Origin of the sequence: Mycolicibacterium aurum (assembly GCF_900637195.1) — a bacterium.
Lineage (GTDB): Bacteria > Actinomycetota > Actinomycetes > Mycobacteriales > Mycobacteriaceae > Mycobacterium > Mycobacterium aurum.
In genome coordinates this window covers 130,322-145,377 of sequence record NZ_LR134356.1, presented here as the reverse complement: position 1 = coordinate 145,377, position 15,056 = coordinate 130,322, and the positions used below count along the sequence as shown (strand labels likewise).

The following is a 15,056-nucleotide window of genomic DNA, read 5'->3' as shown; positions in this document are numbered from 1 at the left end:
ACGTTACCCAATCACCTTGCGCAGGCGGGTGCCCCGCGGATACGCGAGCACCATGGGCTCGCAGCCGTCGCTGCGGGGGTGCGAGGTGAGCACCACCCGCGGCTCGTCGCCGTAGTTCATCGTGTGCACGTCCTCGACGTCGGCGACCACGAACACCTGGGGGTTCGGGTCGTCGTCACTCGTCATCGCCAGTCGATCGCCCGGCACCACGTTCTCGACCGCGACATAGGCCGTCTCGAATCTGTTCGTCATTACCGCACACCCTCCTTCGCGTAGACCATTCTCAACACGAAGGCCACCTCCGCGCCCATCACCGCCGCTGCCAGCTCGCAGAACGTGGCGACGAATTCCGGTCCGTGCGGCGGACCGGTGTCGCTGAGGTGATGAGCGATCTCGTGCAGCACCACCAGTTCCCGCAGCGCCCACCCGGACCGGTCCTCCGGCACCGCGATGGTGCCCGCGTCGCTTCGCCCCTGACCGCCGGCACGTTCGTAGTGCGCCGCGGTGGCGCCCCGACGCGACCGCACCCGCATCGGCGGCGTCGCGGGCCACCGCTCGCGCACCACGGGATGGGCCAGCACGTCGTCGACGTAGGTCTGCACGGACTCCACCGAACCGAACCGGGCCTCCGGAGGCAGCGTCAGCCGGGTTCCGAAGAACTCCACCACCGGGTCGCCACGCTCGGCCGCGCGGTCGAACATGGTCCGGACGAACCCCTCTGCGGCGTACACCTTGGCGCGCTGCGCATCACGGGTCACCTCTTCAGGGCCGACCGCGCCCCCGCCAGCTCCGGATTGCCACCCAGCCGGGCCCGCATACCGGCCCGGTCACCCGCCCGGCGCGCCGCCGACGAGTACCCTGCGGTAGCGCTCGTCGCTCGCCACGTGCCGCGCGCCTTGGACGCCTGGCGGTAGTAATCCTTGAGCTCAAGGTCTTTGTTACGCAACGCGATCGCCGTGCCCGGGATGCTCGCCGGACCGCTCTTGGCTTCGCGCTGCGCCTGATCGCGCGCATCGGAGAGCCGCTGGCCGACCCTGGCCCCGAATGCCAGCTGGAAGTTCAGGCGCGCGGTGATGGTCGGCGTCGGCTTGTGGGCGCCGGAGGCGATGTAGTCCTTGGACGCCCGCACCATCTGCATGACCAGGCTGGTGTACAGCGCATGGCTGGTGTCGATGTCCTCGGCGAAGCCGTAGGCGTACACGAACGTCGAGTTCGACGCGACGTCGCATTTGACGTCGTTGGCGGCCGCGATCACCACGAACAGCTGGACGTAGGTGCGCAGCCCCCTGGCGCCCGGCTCGCCGATGGTGATGGTGCGCTGCACCGGCGTCTGACCCTTGGTGCGGGTGTCGCTGTGGCTGCGGGCGACCGCGAGGTCGATCGACGTGGCGGTGGCCAGCCGCTGCGCGGCGGCCATGAACGCCTCGGCTTCGTGCGGGTTGTCGGTGCCCTCGGCCTGGCGCAGCAGCGCGGCGATGCGGGCCAGCATCTTCTCGTCGGTACTCATGGCCGCCAGATTAGAGATCCGGTGTGACGTGTCATCGACACGCAGTATCCCCCATCCCCACAGCGGTTTTCATCCACAGGAGGCTACTTGTCGACGAAGGTGTCCAGCGCGTCCACCACCTGGGGCGAGAGTGGATCCTGGGAGGCGTAGTTGGCGATGTTGTCGGTCGGGTCGTCGCGCAACACGTGGTTGACGCCCTTGAGTTCGACCACCGTCAACGCGGTGTGCGCGAGCGCGTCGACCAAGGGCTTCATCGCATCGCACCGGGCCTGGCTGTCGGAATCCGAACACGTCAACAGCACCGGAGTGCCGGCAGGGACCGCGGCGGCCAGGGCCACCGGGTCCACCTTGTCCGCCTCGACGACGGCCCCGACGTTGCCCGGGTTGACGATCGAATTCAGCCCGTCGGGAAGTTCGGGCACTGTTCCCCTGGTCCGGATCTGTTCCACCGCGGCCCGCCATTTCGCGATCGTCTCCGGCGAGCCGTCGGCCGTCACCCGGTTGGTGATGATGTCGAGGTAGCGTCCCGGCAACGGCGCAAACAGGCCGAGCGAGTGCACCTTCGGCGCATCAGGACCGGTGTCGCCGGCCAAGGCCAGCGCGTGGACGGTGCCCTCCCCGAGGGCGTACACCGAGATCCGGGCCGGGTCGGTGGCGGGGCGGCCGGCCAGGAACCGCACCGCCGCCCTGGCACCGGAGGTGTAGACGCCGCTGACGACGTCGGCAGGCTTGTTCTGGAAGGGGCCGAGCCCTGTCCGGCCGGTCCCGACCTTGTCGTAGCGCAGGCTCGCGACGCCGCGATCGGACAGCAGTTCGGCGAGCTGGCGCATGTTGCCGATCGGGCCCGCGACCTGATTGTCGCCGTTGCGGTCGGTGGCCCCGCTCTCGGAGATCAACAACGCGGCCGGCGCGGGTTGATCGTCGGAGCGGAACCGGTAGGTGCCGTGCAGGGTCAGACCGTCGGCGTCGAACGTCACATCCTCGTCGGTCCACGTCGGCTGGTCCCCGCCCGACTGTCCGCCCGACGAACATCCCGTCACCAGCATCATCATCGAAACAACAACGGCAGCAATTATTTTCACAGCTTCGACTCGATCCACGAGGTGACGTCGTCGAGCACCAGCGCCTTCTCGGGTTCGTTGAACACCTCGTGGTACAGGCCCGGGTACACCTTCAGATGCACATCGGCGGATCCGATGCAGTCCACCAGCCGCTCACTGCCCCTCACCGGGATCAGCCTGTCGTGGTCGCCGTGCACCACCAGCAAGGGCGCCGTGATGGCGGGCGCTCGCTGCGGCATCGTCTCGCCCACGCCGATCAGGGCTCTCCCGATGCCCGCGGGCAGCTTGCCGTGGTGCACCAGTGGGTCGTTCTCGTAGGCGGAGACGACCTGCGGGTCACGCGAGACCGCATCCGCGGGCAGATCCTCGACGGGCAGTCCGGGGGCGAGCCGCCCCAGCACCTTGGCCATCAGCAGCTTCACCGGCGGCACGGAATCCTGGGCGTCCACCGCGGGCCCGGACAGCACCATCGCGTCGTAGTCGTCCGGGTGCTCGACACCGTAGGCGAACACGATGCCGCCACCCATGCTGTGTCCCAGCACGGTCAGCTTCAGCTCGGGATGCTCGGATCTGGCGATACCGACGAGTGTGTGGAAGTCCCCGGTGTATTCGGTGATGTCACGCAGGTAGACGCGCTTGCCGCCGGAGCGGCCGTGCCCTCGGTGATCGAGTGCGTAGGTGACCAGCCCGGCCTCACCGAACCGGGCGGCGACGTGGTCGTACCGCCGGGCATGTTCGCCGAAGCCGTGGGCGACGACGACCACCCCGCGGGGCGCCGGGAACGTCGAGGTGACAGGGGTCCAGACGTCGTAGCAGATCCGGACGCCGCCGACGCCGTCGAAACTGCGTTCGGAGTGGGACACGGGCATGGCACTGAGACTAACGGTGACCTCCGGGGACCACCTGACGGTGCCGTCCGGGGCGGTGCGGGCAGGGATGACTCTTGTCGTACCCGGTGCGTAGGCTCGCGTTCGTGACCGTCTTGGCTCTTGATCAGGGCAATGCCGGAGACGCTTTTCTCGCCGATGCGCAGAAGTACCGGCGCGAGCTGCTCGCGCACTGCTACCGGATGACGGGTTCGCTGCACGACGCGGAGGACCTGGTCCAGGAGACGTACCTGCGGGCGTGGAAGTCCTACGCCGGCTTCGAAGGCAAATCGTCGGTACGGACGTGGCTGTATCGCATCGCCACCAACACCTGCCTGACGGCGCTGGACAACCGCAAGCGGCGCCCGCTGCCGAGCGGTCTGGGTGGCCCCGCCGCCGATCCCAACGACGACATCACCGCCCGCCCCGAGATCACGTGGCTGGAGCCGCTGCCGGAAGCACCGCGAGACGATCCGTCCGATCCGTCGGTGATCGCCGAATCCCGCGAGTCGGTCCGGTTGGCGTTCATCGCCGCGCTGCAGCATCTGTCTCCTCGACAGCGTGCGGTGCTGGTGCTGCGTGAGGTGCTGCAGTGGAAGGCGGCCGAAGTCGGTGAGGCCATCGGCGCGTCGACCGCGGCGGTCAACAGCCTGCTCCAGCGCGCCAGGGCCCAGCTGGAGGAGATCCAGCCCACGCGCGACGATGAGCCCGCACCGCCCGAGTCTGCCGAAGCCGCCGACCTGCTCGCCCGGTACGTGTCGGCGTTCGAGGCGTACGACATGGACAAGCTGGTCCAGCTGTTCACCGCCGACGCGGTCTTCGAGATGCCGCCGTTCGACACCTGGTACCAGGGCCCCGCCGACATCGTCACCCTGTCCAAGAACCACTGCCCTGCCGAGAAGGCCGGCGACATGCGCTTCCTCACCACCGTGACGGCCAACGGTCAGCCGATGGCCGCCCTGTACATGCTCAACCCGCAGACGGGCGTGCACGAGGCCTTCCAACTCCATGTCCTCGACGTTCGCCCCGCAGGCATCGCCCACGTGGTGGCGTTCAAGGAAGACGACCTGTTCGCGAAGTTCGGCCTGCCGGCCACGGTCTAGCTCCCCCGGCGGCGGCGCCGGCCGTCAGCCCCTGGCGGCCCGGAGACGGTCGAGGATCGCGGCGATGGCGATGCCGAACGCCTGCTGCTCATCCTTTGTGAGGCCGTCGAACACCACACCGCGCACCAGTTCCACGTGACCCGGCGCGGCGGTCTGCAGCGCCGCCAGGCCGGACTCGGTGAGGGCGACGGTGGCCCCGCGACGGTCGTCGCCGTCACCTTCTCGCTCCAGCAGCCCGCGCCCCCGCATCCGGCGGAGCTGATGTGAGAGCCGGCTCTGCTCCCACCCGATCAGGTCGCCCAACTCGTTGATGCGCATCGCGCCCCGCTCCGACAATGCGACCAGCACGTCGTAGTCAGAGAGCGACAGCTCACAGTCCTGCTGCAGCTGCCGGTGCATCGCGGTGTGCAGACGGCTCACCATGGCGAGGTAATCCCGCCAGATCAGCTGCTGCTCGTCGCTGAGCCATTCCATCCGTCCAGCCTAACCACGGAATACATGACACATCATCCATGTTGTCGACTGCAGCGCAGCCACCTAGGCTGACAAGGACTCTTCGAGGAGTGATCGCAGATGACCATCAGCCAGAGCATCGTCGATGTTCGGCGCGCCGGTGATCGCGCCAAGACCAAGATCGCGTGGCTGGACTCCAAGCACTCGTTCTCGTTCGGCGGCCATTACGAGCCCGACAACACCCATCACGGCCTGCTGCTGGTCAACAATGACGACATCGTCACGCCGGGCAGTGGCTTTGACACCCACCCGCACCGAGACATGGAGATCGTCACGTGGGTGCTGCGCGGGTCCCTGGTCCACCAGGACTCCACCGGCCACTCGGGCGTCATCTATCCCGGTCTGGCGCAGCGGATGTCGGCCGGACGCGGGATCATGCACTCCGAGAAGAACGATTCCTGGACGCTGACCGGCGAGCAGTCCCACAGTGAGCCGGTGCATTTCGTCCAGATGTGGGTCGTCCCCGACGAATCGGGAGCCGCCCCGGGCTACCAGCAGCTGGAGATCGACGACGAACTTCTGCGCGGCAGGTTGGTGACCATCGCCTCCGGCATGCCCGAGCACAGCGACGACGCCGCGATCACGATCCGCAACCGCTACGCCGCCCTGCACGGTGCACGTCTGGAGGCCGGCCAGAGCGTCGAGTTGCCCGAGGCGCCGTACCTGCACCTGTTCGTCCCCAGGGGTGAGGTGGTCCTCGAGGGCGCCGGCCCGTTGCACGAGGGCGACGCGGTACGGTTCACCGCATCCGGCGGCCAGCGCGTCACCGCCACCGAACCCGCCGAGATCCTCATCTGGGAGATGCATGCCGGACTTGCTGCGGCATAAGCAAATCGGAGCGCTACTGCTGGGTACCGTGCTGCTTGCCGGGTGTGCCGGCGCCGAGGAGCCTGCACCGTCGTCACAGTCCGGTACCGAGCAGTCCGCGACCGAGCCGTCCGTCGCCGCGCCCGGGTCGGGATCGGGGCCGGTGACCGTCCAGGTCGGTCCCGAACTCTCCGAGGCGCCGTTCGACGAGCCTCGCGAGGCCGTGGTGCCCGACGGCTGGACGCTGTCGGTGTGGGCGCGTACCTCCCGGCCACGGCTGGCCGCGTGGACGCCCGACGGTGCTCTGCTCGTGTCGGTGCCCAGCTCCGGCCGAGTACTGCAGTTCCGCCCGCGCGGCGACCAGCCGCCGGAAGAGACGGTGCTGCTGGAGGGCCTCGACGAGCCGCACGGCCTGGCGTTCGACGGGTCCACTCTGTATGTGGCGCAGAGCGATCAGGTGGATGCCTACGACTATGCGGGCGGCGCGGCGACCAATTCACGAACCGTCGCCGGCGGGTTGCCCGACGATCGCAGCCCGGACCTGCGCGGCGCCTACTCGCACGTCCTCAAGAGCGTTGCAGTCGGTCCCGACGGCGCGGTGTATTTCTCGATCGGTTCCACGGGAAACATCTCCGAATCAGACCGCAGCGCCACACCGCCGCGCGCGACGATCATGCGGGTACCGCCCGGCGGCGGTGCGGCCGAGCCGTTCGCCACCGGGGTGCGCAACGGGACCGGTCTGGCCGTGGCCCCGGATGGTGCCGTCTGGATCGCCAACAACGGCCGTGACAACGTGCAGTTCCCGGAGCCCGGCCCGTCCTACGGGCAGGTGCTTCCGGAATATGTCGGCGACAATCCGCCCGAGCAGATCGCCAAGCTCACTCCCGGTCGCGAGCTCGGCTGGCCGTACTGCAACAACGCCTTATCTGGTTCGGGCACTGCCGACCTTCCGTTCGTCAGGGACGTCCAGACCAACCCCGACGGGGACCGGCTGGACTGCGCAGCGCTGCCGCCCGTGGAGCAGTCCATGGGCGCGCACTCGGCACCGCTGGGACTCAGTTTCGTCGACGGCGAGTTGCCCGAGCCCTATGCGCGCGGCGCCCTCGTGGGTGTGCACGGCTCCTGGAACCGGCAACCACCGCGGGCTCCCGAGGTCTCGTTCTACCCGTGGTCCGGGGGCGAGCTCGGCGACCAGCAGACCCTGGTCGGCGGCTTCCAGACGGCGGACGGTCAGCGGTGGGGCAGGCCGGTCGCGGCGGTGGTCGGGCCTGACCGGGCGGTCTACATCACCGACGATGCCGCCGACGCGATCTACCGCCTCGCCCCGCCGGCCTAGTTACTACTGGTCGCGAGCTGGTTGAGCACCGTCGCCATCTGCTTCTCGGTGTCGCCGGCGCGCTTCTGGAACACCAGCGCCATCACCGGACCGAACAACCTGGCGGCGCCGAACATCTCGAGATCGGCGACGTAGGTGATCGCCGAACCCGTGCCCTCGGCGTCGACGGTGATCGTGTCGATGATTCGCGACGACTGGTTCTCGCCGACGAACACCAGCTTGCGGTCGGTGAGCTCTTCGAGCTTGTAGGTCAATTCGACGGTGACTCCGGCGATCGTGGACACGTGGTGCCAGAACGAGCCTTCGGTAACGGGACCGCTGTCGATGCGCTCGCACGTTCTGGTGCCCGGATCCCACTGTTCGGCATGCCCGAAATCCCTGAGGTAGTCGACCACGAGCTCCGGCGGCGTAGTCACGGTGAAGGTACGGGTGACGGTAGGCATGTTCGGGGATTACCCACCTCGGCGTCGGCCCCACCCCGGCGATGTGACTTCCCGATGACGTCGGCGCCCAGCAGAACGTGGCCGCAGCAAAGGGCGCAGCGACCTGACCGGAACCATCCTGTGATACCGCTGTGACGAAAGTTGACAGTGTGTCTACTGGGATTATTGTTGTGATCGCTTAATCCCCTGTCCGATGGGAGCCGCGGGTGCCGACTCCGACCGCAAACTTCCGGCGCGGCCTCACGGCCGCCCGGGTGATCGTCGCGGCGTCGATGTGCGCCGTCGTGGCAGCCGTCGCCGGGGCACCCGCCGCCCAGGCGGCCAGCGCGCGGGAACTGCTCGCCGGCGCGATCGCCAACACGCGCGGCTCGTACCTGGTGTACAACTTCGGCGGCGGCTTCCCTGCGCCGATGCTGAACGCGGCAGGCAACTGGTACGAGATGAACAATGGCGGCCGTCTGATGGTCATCAAGGGCGCGTCCGAGCGGATCGCGCCCCGGCTGCTCGCCGACTCGCACACCGGCTATCAGGCCCGCTGCGAACGCGACCCCCGAGCGCGCACCGGCGAGGGGCTCTGGCAGGCCTCGGAGACGTACTCGCCGCTGGAGGCGTGGCAGGCTCTCGGCCAACCCACCATCGCGATCAACGCCAACTTCTTCGACGTACGCGGTCAGCAGGGCGGCTCGTGGAAGTCGACCGGCTGCAGTTCGCCGCTGGGCGCCTACGTCGACAACACCCGGGGTCTGGGCCGCACCAACAAGGCGGTCACCGGGACGCTGGCCTACGCGGGCAAGCAGGGTCTGTCCGGCGGAAACGAACACTGGATGGCGCTGTCGACGATGATCATCCCCGTCGCCGGCGCGCCGTTCGTCGTCCCGCCCAGGAGCCTTGAGGACTACGACGCCGCCACCCCTGTCATCACCGGGCTGCTCGACAAGGGCACCCGGTTCGTGGCCGTCGCGGGACTGGGACTGCTTGCGCCGGGTGACACGGGACAGATGAACGACCCCGGTCCCAGCGCGGCACGCACCGCGATCGCCTACGTCAGGGATCGCGACGAGATGTACGTGTTCCAGGGCGGCAGCTACACCCCCGACCAGATTCAAGACCTCTTCCGCGGACTGGGCAGCGACACCGCTGTGCTGCTGGACGGCGGCGGGTCGTCGGCCATCGTGCTGCGCCGCGACACCGGCGGCATGTGGGCGGGCGCAGGCTCACCCCGTGGCTCCTGCGACACGATGGCGGTGCTGTGCGACTCCCGGGAACGCGCCCAGCCGGCGTGGCTGGCATTCAACTAGCGCTCCGCCAAGCCCTTTCAGGTCACAGCCGGCAGGCGCTGACCGCGGCCGCCCGAGTCTGGCGCAGATAGCCGGACCCGAAGAGCACCACGTGCGCCAGCAGCGGGTAGAGCTGATGCAGCCCGACGCGGTCGCGCCAGCCGTCGCGCAGCGGATGCTCCGTCTGGTACCCCGCGATGACGTCCTCCAGATACGGACACCCGAACAGCGCCAGCATCGCCAGGTCGGTTTCGCGATGCCCGCCGTGCGCGGCCGGGTCGATCAGCACCACGCCGTCCGGCGTCCACATGACGTTGCCGCTCCACAGGTCCCCATGCAGCCGGCAGGGCGTGTCGTGGTCGTCGAAATCACCTGCCCGACAACGCCGTATCACCTCATCGACGGTCTCGCGGGTGGCGTCGTCGAGGTCTGCCAGGTCAGCCATCGGCGTCAGCCGCCGATCGGCATAGAACACACCCCAGGATCGGTCGCTGCCGTACGCCATCGGCAGCGGGTGATGCAGCGGACCGAAGTAGCCCGGACCGCTCCAGTCCACGGGAGGCGCGCCGAACCCCTCGGCACCGGCGCCGTGAGTACGCGCCAGCCGCACCCCGAACTCATTCGCCGCGCCGCTGCTCGGTGCCGCCGGGGTCAACCGGTCCAGAGTCAGCGACTGCTCGTCCACCGCCACCACCCGAGCGCACGGAACACCGCCGTCGGCGTCCGCGAGCCACCGCAGACCGGCCGCCTCGCAGCCGAAGAAACCCGCAGGCGCCCTTGGGTTCTGCTTCGTGAAGGTCACTGCGGCTGTCCGTCGCCGCCGCGGCCGAACCAGAAGATGGCGGCGCTCGCGGCCACGATGATCCCGGCCAGCCCGATGATGGGAGCGACGGTGAAGCGCGTCAACGTCGCACCCACCGCCGCGCCCGCGCACATCGTGAGCACCACCCCGAAGCGCAGCTTCTCCCGATCACCGGTGCCACCGGCCAGCCTGCTGTCGAACCCGATGCCGACGATCGTGGATGTCAGCACCGTGGTCGACAGCTCCTGGATGCCGAACTGGCGCGCGGTGGCATTCTGCATCCCGAACGCCCACGCCAGGCCGGCGATCAGCACCAGCTTGGAGTCGTCGTGATAGTCCAGCACGCCGGTGCCCGCGAGGATCGCCAGGACCGCGAGCATCACGACTTCGACGCCGAGTGCCGACGTCAGCCATACACGCACGTTGCTGTCGAGGTGACGCGAAAATCGCCCTCCCACAATGGTTCCCACGACAAAGCCGGCGAAGGCCACCGCGGCAGCGGTCAAGTCGACACCGGAGTGCGGCACGAACCAGAAACCGAGGAAGATCACGTTCCCGGTCATGTTCGCGACGAAGACGTGGCCGAGCACGAGCACGCTGACCGCGTCGATCAACCCGGTCGTGAACGTCAGCAGAAGCAGGGCGGTGACTGTCTGGCGCCGCGATACCGGCGAGGGGGACAGCGCCATGTGGGCTACAGCTGCGGTGTCAGATCAAACGACGTCACGGTCGACATGCGGGTGATGCGCCATTCGCCGCCGTCGCGCTGCATCGTCAATCGGTACGACAGGTAGCGCAGCGCGGGAATGTTCTTGGTGACCGGGCTGGTGGCCACCGAGTTGGTGTAGACCAGGGCGGTGGCCTCGGTCGGAATCGAAGGCGGCGACACGGATTCGACCGCCGCACCCACCACCTGGGTGCTGTTGGTGACCTGGGCCTGCTTGTTCGGCTCGACGATCGCATCGATGTAGCGGCGGTACTCGTCGGCGAAGCCACCGTCCAGATAGACCGAAGCCCGGTCGGCCAGCGTCGACATGTCCTCCGGCGTGTAGGACCACAGCGTGGTGATCGCGTCGGCGGCGGTGCGGGCGATGTCGAGCTTTGTCTGCACCAGCGCACGCTCGGCGAGATAGGGCTGCACCATGGCCGCGGCGAACGCACTGGCACCGACGAACACCACCGCTGTGGCGGCGGCCGTGATGACCAGACCCTTGGGAGCGGGCCGGTGGGGCACCAGCACAACAGGTTCCGCAGACTCGACCTCCTCCTCGGCCGGGGCCTCGTCATCGGTCGTGTCGACGGCTGTGTCCTCGTCAGGCGTGTCCTCGGTGGCCGGCTCCTGATCGGCCGGGGCCTCGGCGAGGGCGGGTTCCTCAGCGGCAGCTTCCTGCGGTGCGGCGGGCGTCCGGGCGGCCCTCGCCGCCTTACCGACCGGCGTTCTCGCGGGTTCTTCCGGCGCCGTCACGGCGTCTTCACGCGTCGCCGGATCGTCGGCGGAGGACGGGGACTCAGGAGCTTCCGTGGGGATCGCCTTCGGCCGGCGCCGCAGGAACCGGCGACGTGGCTGCGCGGTCGCGGACTCGTCCTCGGTGGTCAGATCACCTGGACCAGGTTGCTGATCTTCCACTGCTGCCCTTCCTTGATAGTCGTTGCGACCCAGCGACTTCCGCTTTCCATGGTCGCCTTCCCATCCGGGGTCGGCGAGGTGACCTTGGTGGCGACCAGCACGTCGGCGCTGCCGTCGTCGTTCCATCGCTGGATGCCCGCCGCCAGCACCTGGCCGGTGCTCGGCTCGGATCGCGCCACCTGGATCAGGATCTCGTTGAGCTTCTCGTTGAAGTTTTTCGCGAACTCACCGGTCGCCTGCGCGACGATGCGGTCGGCGTAGTCGTTGGCGTGGAACGGGTCCAGGCTCGTGTACGTCACCATGAACTGCGTCGTATACCCCAGTGCCGCAGCGTCGTTCACTGCAGCGCGGCGGTCGTCCTGGTGCCGGACCAGCATGAGGGTACTCGCCGCGATAGCCGCCACCATCAGTACGGCCGCGACGATCGCGGTGACCGGCAGCCCCCAGCGGCGCGGCGACCTCGGGGTGGCGCGGAAGTAGTCGGAGCCGATGACGGTGTCGCCGGCATCCTCCCCGGTGAACCGGCGCCGCGGACTCACTGCCCCGCCTGGTTCATCAGCGGCCTCTTCAAGACGGTCAGGTTCGCCACCTTCCACTGACCGTCGGACGACTTCTCGAACTCGACCTGCACCGTCGCGGTGATGAACTTCATGTCATCGGGGTTGGTGCCGCGTTGTCCCTGCATCGCCAGCAGCATGGACACGCGGTCCGGCGTCACCGGCGGGTTGGTCAGCACCGCGCTGTTGACCGCCCAGTACTCGTTCGAGGTGGGGTTCGCTCCCTGCACGGCCTGCTGCTGGGCGATCAGCTGGTCGCGGTAGCCGTCGGTGGTCAGCGCCTGCGCCCTGGCGAAATCCTCGGGCATCGTGTCGACCCCGTAGCTCAGCATCTCCTCGACGATCCGCGGACCTGCGACGGCGACCTGGTCCCGGGCCGTGTCCACGGCCCGCTCGTGTCGGTAGACCACCCCGTAGCCGAGGGCCACGGCCGCCACGCACGCCACGGCTGCACCGGCGAGGACTTTGGCGACCAGCCTGCGCATGTCCCGGTGGGGTGCGGGGACACGGCGTACTTCCGTTCGTGCCAACAGATCTGCGAAGGTGCGGTGGCGCCGGTCCCACAGCGGCCACAACCAGCCGATGAACAGCGACGCGGTGTCCAGCAGGTGTGCGATGTCGCGGACGGCCAACCGCACGACTCCGGGGGCAGCGCCGTCCGCGCCGATCCGGACGGCGATGGCGAACAACGCACGCCCCAGCGTCCAGCCGGTCACGATCGGCAGCACCAGGCGATTCACGGCCATCAGCAGAAATGTGACCGCGAAGGCGGCGACGAACATCCAGCGCTCCCAGCCGTCGGCAGGAGCGGTGAATGCCAGCAGCGCCGTCGTCGCGAGTACACCGAGCCCCGGCAGCGTATCCACCGCGAGCGCGCCGGCCCGGGCCGGCCACGATGCCAGCACCACCTCCGGTGTCGCGTCCTCGGGTGGCGTGCCGGTTGTCGTGTCCAGAACAGCCGTCACGAGTTGACCTGATCCAGCCTGGCGATCCGGTACTGCCCCTCGTCGAAGGCCATCACGGCCCGTAACCGGTAGCCGACCTGCTGGTCGGCTGCCTCGGCGTTGGAGATCCTGACGCGGACCGCGACCAGCACGTTGATCGAACCGTCCTCGTTGTGCCGCTCGACCGCGGCACGCAGATCGTCGACCGCCACCGTCGCGTTTGCCGCCGAGTACGCCTCGGCGATCACGCTGCCGAACAACCCGGCCTGCACCCCGAAGTCGCCGGTGGAGCACTCCAGGATCTTGGACTGGGCCGCGGTCATCGCCGCCGTGTCCGGTGCCTGCGTCGCGCTGACGCAGTCCTTCGCTGCCGCCAGCGCGGCTTCGTCGTCACGTGCATTCGCGGCGGCCTGCTCGTTGCCCCGCAGGGCGAAATAGCCACCCGCGATGGCGCCGGCACTGAGCAGCACCAGCACCGCGCAGATGGCGGCCACCCAGCCGATCCCCAGGCGTGAGGGTCTGCGGGTGTCTGCCGGTACGTCCGCTGGGGACACCGCGTCGGCCGCTGACGACTCCTCAGGTGATTCGTCGGCGTCCGGTGCGGTATCGATTCCCAGGTCGTGGGGTTCCTGGTCTCCGATGGTGGGATCTAGCCGGCTGGCGCCAGCATCTCCTTCCATCCGTCGTCTCCTGCGTTGTTCGAGTTTCCGACGTTGTATCTGACGCCGTCCGGGCCGATGACCTCGCCGCTGCTCGGGCTGTACCCGGCGGTCGAGCCGGGAGCTCCCTGCGCCGGAGTATAGATACACGGGTTGGGCTGCTGACCGCTGCAACTGACGGTACCCGAGCCGGGCGGGCTCAACGGATCGCTGATCGGCGCCTGCGACTGCGGCGTCGGCAACTGGTCGGCGGGCAGCGGGTTCATGCCGTTGTTCACCGAGGGCGCCGGGACCACCGTGCCGGGCGCCACCCTCTGGTCACACCGTGCGCCGGGGGCCGGACACGGCAGGATCTGGTTCGGGTCTCCGTACCACGGGTTGGTGCCCAGCGGAACGTACGGCTGGTCGCTGCGGCACTCCTTCGGTGTCGCGGCGCGCTTGCCGGGCACGTCGGCACACGGGTAGTTGCGCGCACCGCGAACCGCGTTGCCCTGGTAGTCCTTCGGGATCTTGCAGTATGTACCCGACGGCAGCGGTGCGGTGCTGGTATCCGCCGGCGACCGCCACTCGGATGCCGGAAGGAACCCGGTCAGACACGGCGGCGGCTGGTTGATCGACAGGCCGAAGTGCAGCAGCCCGCCGTCTTCGAAGATGGAACCCATCTGCAGTGCCGAGCCGCCCTGCGGCAGGATCACCAGCGCCTGTTCGAGTCCCTTGTTGTACCGCTTGAGCATGTCGATCACCACGGACAGATTGGCCAGCGTCTGTGGCAGCGAATCCTGAACGCCGGTGAACACCGTGTTCACCTGATCCAGCGTGGGTGCTGCCTGCTCGATGCCGCTGCGCAGCGCCGCGTCCTGCTCGGCGGTCTGGGAGGCGATCACGTTCAGGTTGTTCGACCACTGCTGGATCGCATCACCGGACTGGACCTGGCTGTCCAGGATCGGCGCCGCGTTGGTGATGATGTCGTTGACCTGAGGCAGGTTGTCCCGGAAACCCTCGGCGAGGTTCGTCGTCGATTCGACCAGCCGCTGCAGGGACGGGCCCAGGCCGCCCACGGCCAGCGAGGTTTCGGTGAGCAGCGAGTCGATCTTCTCTCTGGGCAGCGCCGCCAGACCGTTGTTGGCCGCGTCCAGCGCCGGGCCCACCTCGGCGGGCACCGTGCTGTCGGTGATCGTCTGGCCCGGGCTGAGGTACTGGGTGGTCTCGCTGGTCGACACCAGATCGAGGTACTGCTCGCCGATGGCCGAGACCGAGTGGACGTTGGCCGACGCGTCCACCGGGATCTTGTACTTGTTGTCGATGCTCATGGTCGCCCTGGCACCGGTCTCGGTCGGCTCCACCGCGGTGACCTTGCCGATCTGGCTGCCGCGGTAGGTGACGTTGGCCGTCTCGTACAGCCCACCTGAGCGGGGCAGTTCGGCGTACAGCGAGTACTGACCGACACCGGCCAGGCTTGGCAGCCGCAGGTAGTACAGCCCCAGCACGCTCAGCGCGACGATCGTCAGGATGGTGAAGAGGATCAGCTGAAACTTGATGAACCTGGTCAGCATC

Annotated in this window: 18 protein-coding genes; 4 read left to right on the top strand and 14 right to left on the bottom strand. The window is 68.5% G+C overall.

Features of this window, described 5'->3' with window-relative positions; translation table 11 throughout:
• Positions 1-3: 3 nt before the first annotated feature.
• The 5 genes from EL337_RS00750 to EL337_RS00730 all read right to left on the bottom strand — a co-directional run bounded on the left by EL337_RS00750 (position 4) and on the right by EL337_RS00730 (position 3,437).
• Positions 4-252 carry a hypothetical protein gene (locus EL337_RS00750; RefSeq protein WP_048634881.1) on the bottom strand — a complete coding sequence of 83 codons (249 nt, stop codon included), beginning with the start codon at positions 250-252 and terminating at the stop codon, positions 4-6.
• On the bottom strand, positions 252-701 hold the full coding sequence (locus EL337_RS00745; RefSeq protein WP_232786907.1) for a TIGR04338 family metallohydrolase: 450 nt from the start codon (positions 699-701) through the stop codon (positions 252-254). The genes EL337_RS00750 and EL337_RS00745 overlap by 1 nt, the downstream gene beginning before the upstream one ends.
• A 53-nt stretch (positions 702-754) precedes the next feature.
• Positions 755-1,507, bottom strand: a complete 753-nt coding sequence (locus tag EL337_RS00740) for a DUF2786 domain-containing protein (protein WP_048634883.1) — start codon at positions 1,505-1,507, stop codon at positions 755-757.
• An 83-nt stretch (positions 1,508-1,590) separates the two neighbouring features.
• Positions 1,591-2,553: a dienelactone hydrolase family protein gene (locus EL337_RS00735; RefSeq protein WP_232786908.1), complete on the bottom strand. Its 963-nt coding sequence runs from the start codon at positions 2,551-2,553 to the stop codon at positions 1,591-1,593.
• A gap of 32 nt (positions 2,554-2,585) precedes the next feature.
• Positions 2,586-3,437 (bottom strand): alpha/beta hydrolase, encoded by an 852-nt coding sequence (locus EL337_RS00730; RefSeq protein ID WP_048634885.1) that lies wholly within the window; start codon positions 3,435-3,437, stop codon positions 2,586-2,588.
• Between the two features lie 74 nt (positions 3,438-3,511).
• On the opposite strand from EL337_RS00730, the gene EL337_RS00725 reads away from it, so the two are divergent.
• Entirely contained in the window at positions 3,512-4,537 is a 1,026-nt protein-coding gene (locus EL337_RS00725; protein ID WP_048634886.1) for a sigma-70 family RNA polymerase sigma factor, read from the top strand.
• A gap of 24 nt (positions 4,538-4,561) precedes the next feature.
• Here EL337_RS00725 and EL337_RS00720 read toward each other — a convergent pair whose 3' ends face one another.
• A complete protein-coding gene (locus EL337_RS00720; protein WP_048634887.1) occupies positions 4,562-5,011 on the bottom strand; it encodes a MarR family winged helix-turn-helix transcriptional regulator in 450 nt (149 codons plus the stop codon).
• A 99-nt stretch (positions 5,012-5,110) separates the two neighbouring features.
• Between EL337_RS00720 and EL337_RS00715 the strand changes: the two genes are divergently transcribed.
• Together EL337_RS00715 and EL337_RS00710 are read left to right on the top strand one after the other, a co-directional pair.
• Positions 5,111-5,878, top strand: a complete 768-nt coding sequence (locus EL337_RS00715) for a pirin family protein (RefSeq protein WP_048634888.1) — start codon at positions 5,111-5,113, stop codon at positions 5,876-5,878.
• On the top strand, positions 5,856-7,193 hold the full coding sequence (locus EL337_RS00710) for a PQQ-dependent sugar dehydrogenase (protein WP_048634889.1): 1,338 nt from the start codon (positions 5,856-5,858) through the stop codon (positions 7,191-7,193). Before EL337_RS00715 ends, EL337_RS00710 begins: the two co-directional genes overlap by 23 nt.
• Here EL337_RS00710 and EL337_RS00705 read toward each other — a convergent pair.
• Positions 7,190-7,636 carry an SRPBCC family protein gene (locus EL337_RS00705; RefSeq protein ID WP_048634890.1) on the bottom strand — a complete coding sequence of 149 codons (447 nt, stop codon included), beginning with the start codon at positions 7,634-7,636 and terminating at the stop codon, positions 7,190-7,192. The two genes, EL337_RS00710 and EL337_RS00705, sit on opposite strands and share 4 nt — an antisense overlap.
• A 206-nt stretch (positions 7,637-7,842) precedes the next feature.
• Here EL337_RS00705 and EL337_RS00700 point away from each other — a divergent pair, with 206 nt between their 5' ends.
• Positions 7,843-8,934 carry a phosphodiester glycosidase family protein gene (locus tag EL337_RS00700; protein ID WP_048634891.1) on the top strand — a complete coding sequence of 364 codons (1,092 nt, stop codon included), beginning with the start codon at positions 7,843-7,845 and terminating at the stop codon, positions 8,932-8,934.
• 22 nt (positions 8,935-8,956) lie between these two features.
• On the opposite strand, the gene EL337_RS00695 is transcribed toward EL337_RS00700, so the two are convergent.
• The 7 genes from EL337_RS00695 to EL337_RS00665 are packed head-to-tail and all read right to left on the bottom strand — an operon-like array spanning position 8,957 to position 15,055.
• A complete protein-coding gene (locus EL337_RS00695) occupies positions 8,957-9,715 on the bottom strand; it encodes a fructosamine kinase family protein (RefSeq protein ID WP_048634892.1) in 759 nt (252 codons plus the stop codon).
• Entirely contained in the window at positions 9,712-10,404 is a 693-nt protein-coding gene (locus tag EL337_RS00690) for a YoaK family protein (protein ID WP_048634893.1), read from the bottom strand. The genes EL337_RS00695 and EL337_RS00690 overlap by 4 nt, the downstream gene beginning before the upstream one ends.
• A gap of 5 nt (positions 10,405-10,409) precedes the next feature.
• Entirely contained in the window at positions 10,410-11,342 is a 933-nt protein-coding gene (locus tag EL337_RS00685) for a hypothetical protein (protein WP_048634894.1), read from the bottom strand.
• Positions 11,309-11,881: an Rv1363c family protein gene (locus tag EL337_RS00680; protein ID WP_048634895.1), complete on the bottom strand. Its 573-nt coding sequence runs from the start codon at positions 11,879-11,881 to the stop codon at positions 11,309-11,311. The genes EL337_RS00685 and EL337_RS00680 overlap by 34 nt, the downstream gene beginning before the upstream one ends.
• On the bottom strand, positions 11,878-12,864 hold the full coding sequence (locus tag EL337_RS00675) for an RDD family protein (RefSeq protein ID WP_048634896.1): 987 nt from the start codon (positions 12,862-12,864) through the stop codon (positions 11,878-11,880). Before EL337_RS00675 ends, EL337_RS00680 begins: the two co-directional genes overlap by 4 nt.
• Positions 12,861-13,523: an Rv1363c family protein gene (locus EL337_RS00670; protein WP_048634897.1), complete on the bottom strand. Its 663-nt coding sequence runs from the start codon at positions 13,521-13,523 to the stop codon at positions 12,861-12,863. Before EL337_RS00670 ends, EL337_RS00675 begins: the two co-directional genes overlap by 4 nt.
• Positions 13,493-15,055, bottom strand: a complete 1,563-nt coding sequence (locus EL337_RS00665; RefSeq protein ID WP_048634898.1) for an MCE family protein — start codon at positions 15,053-15,055, stop codon at positions 13,493-13,495. Before EL337_RS00665 ends, EL337_RS00670 begins: the two co-directional genes overlap by 31 nt.
• Between the last annotated feature and the right edge of the window lies 1 nt (position 15,056).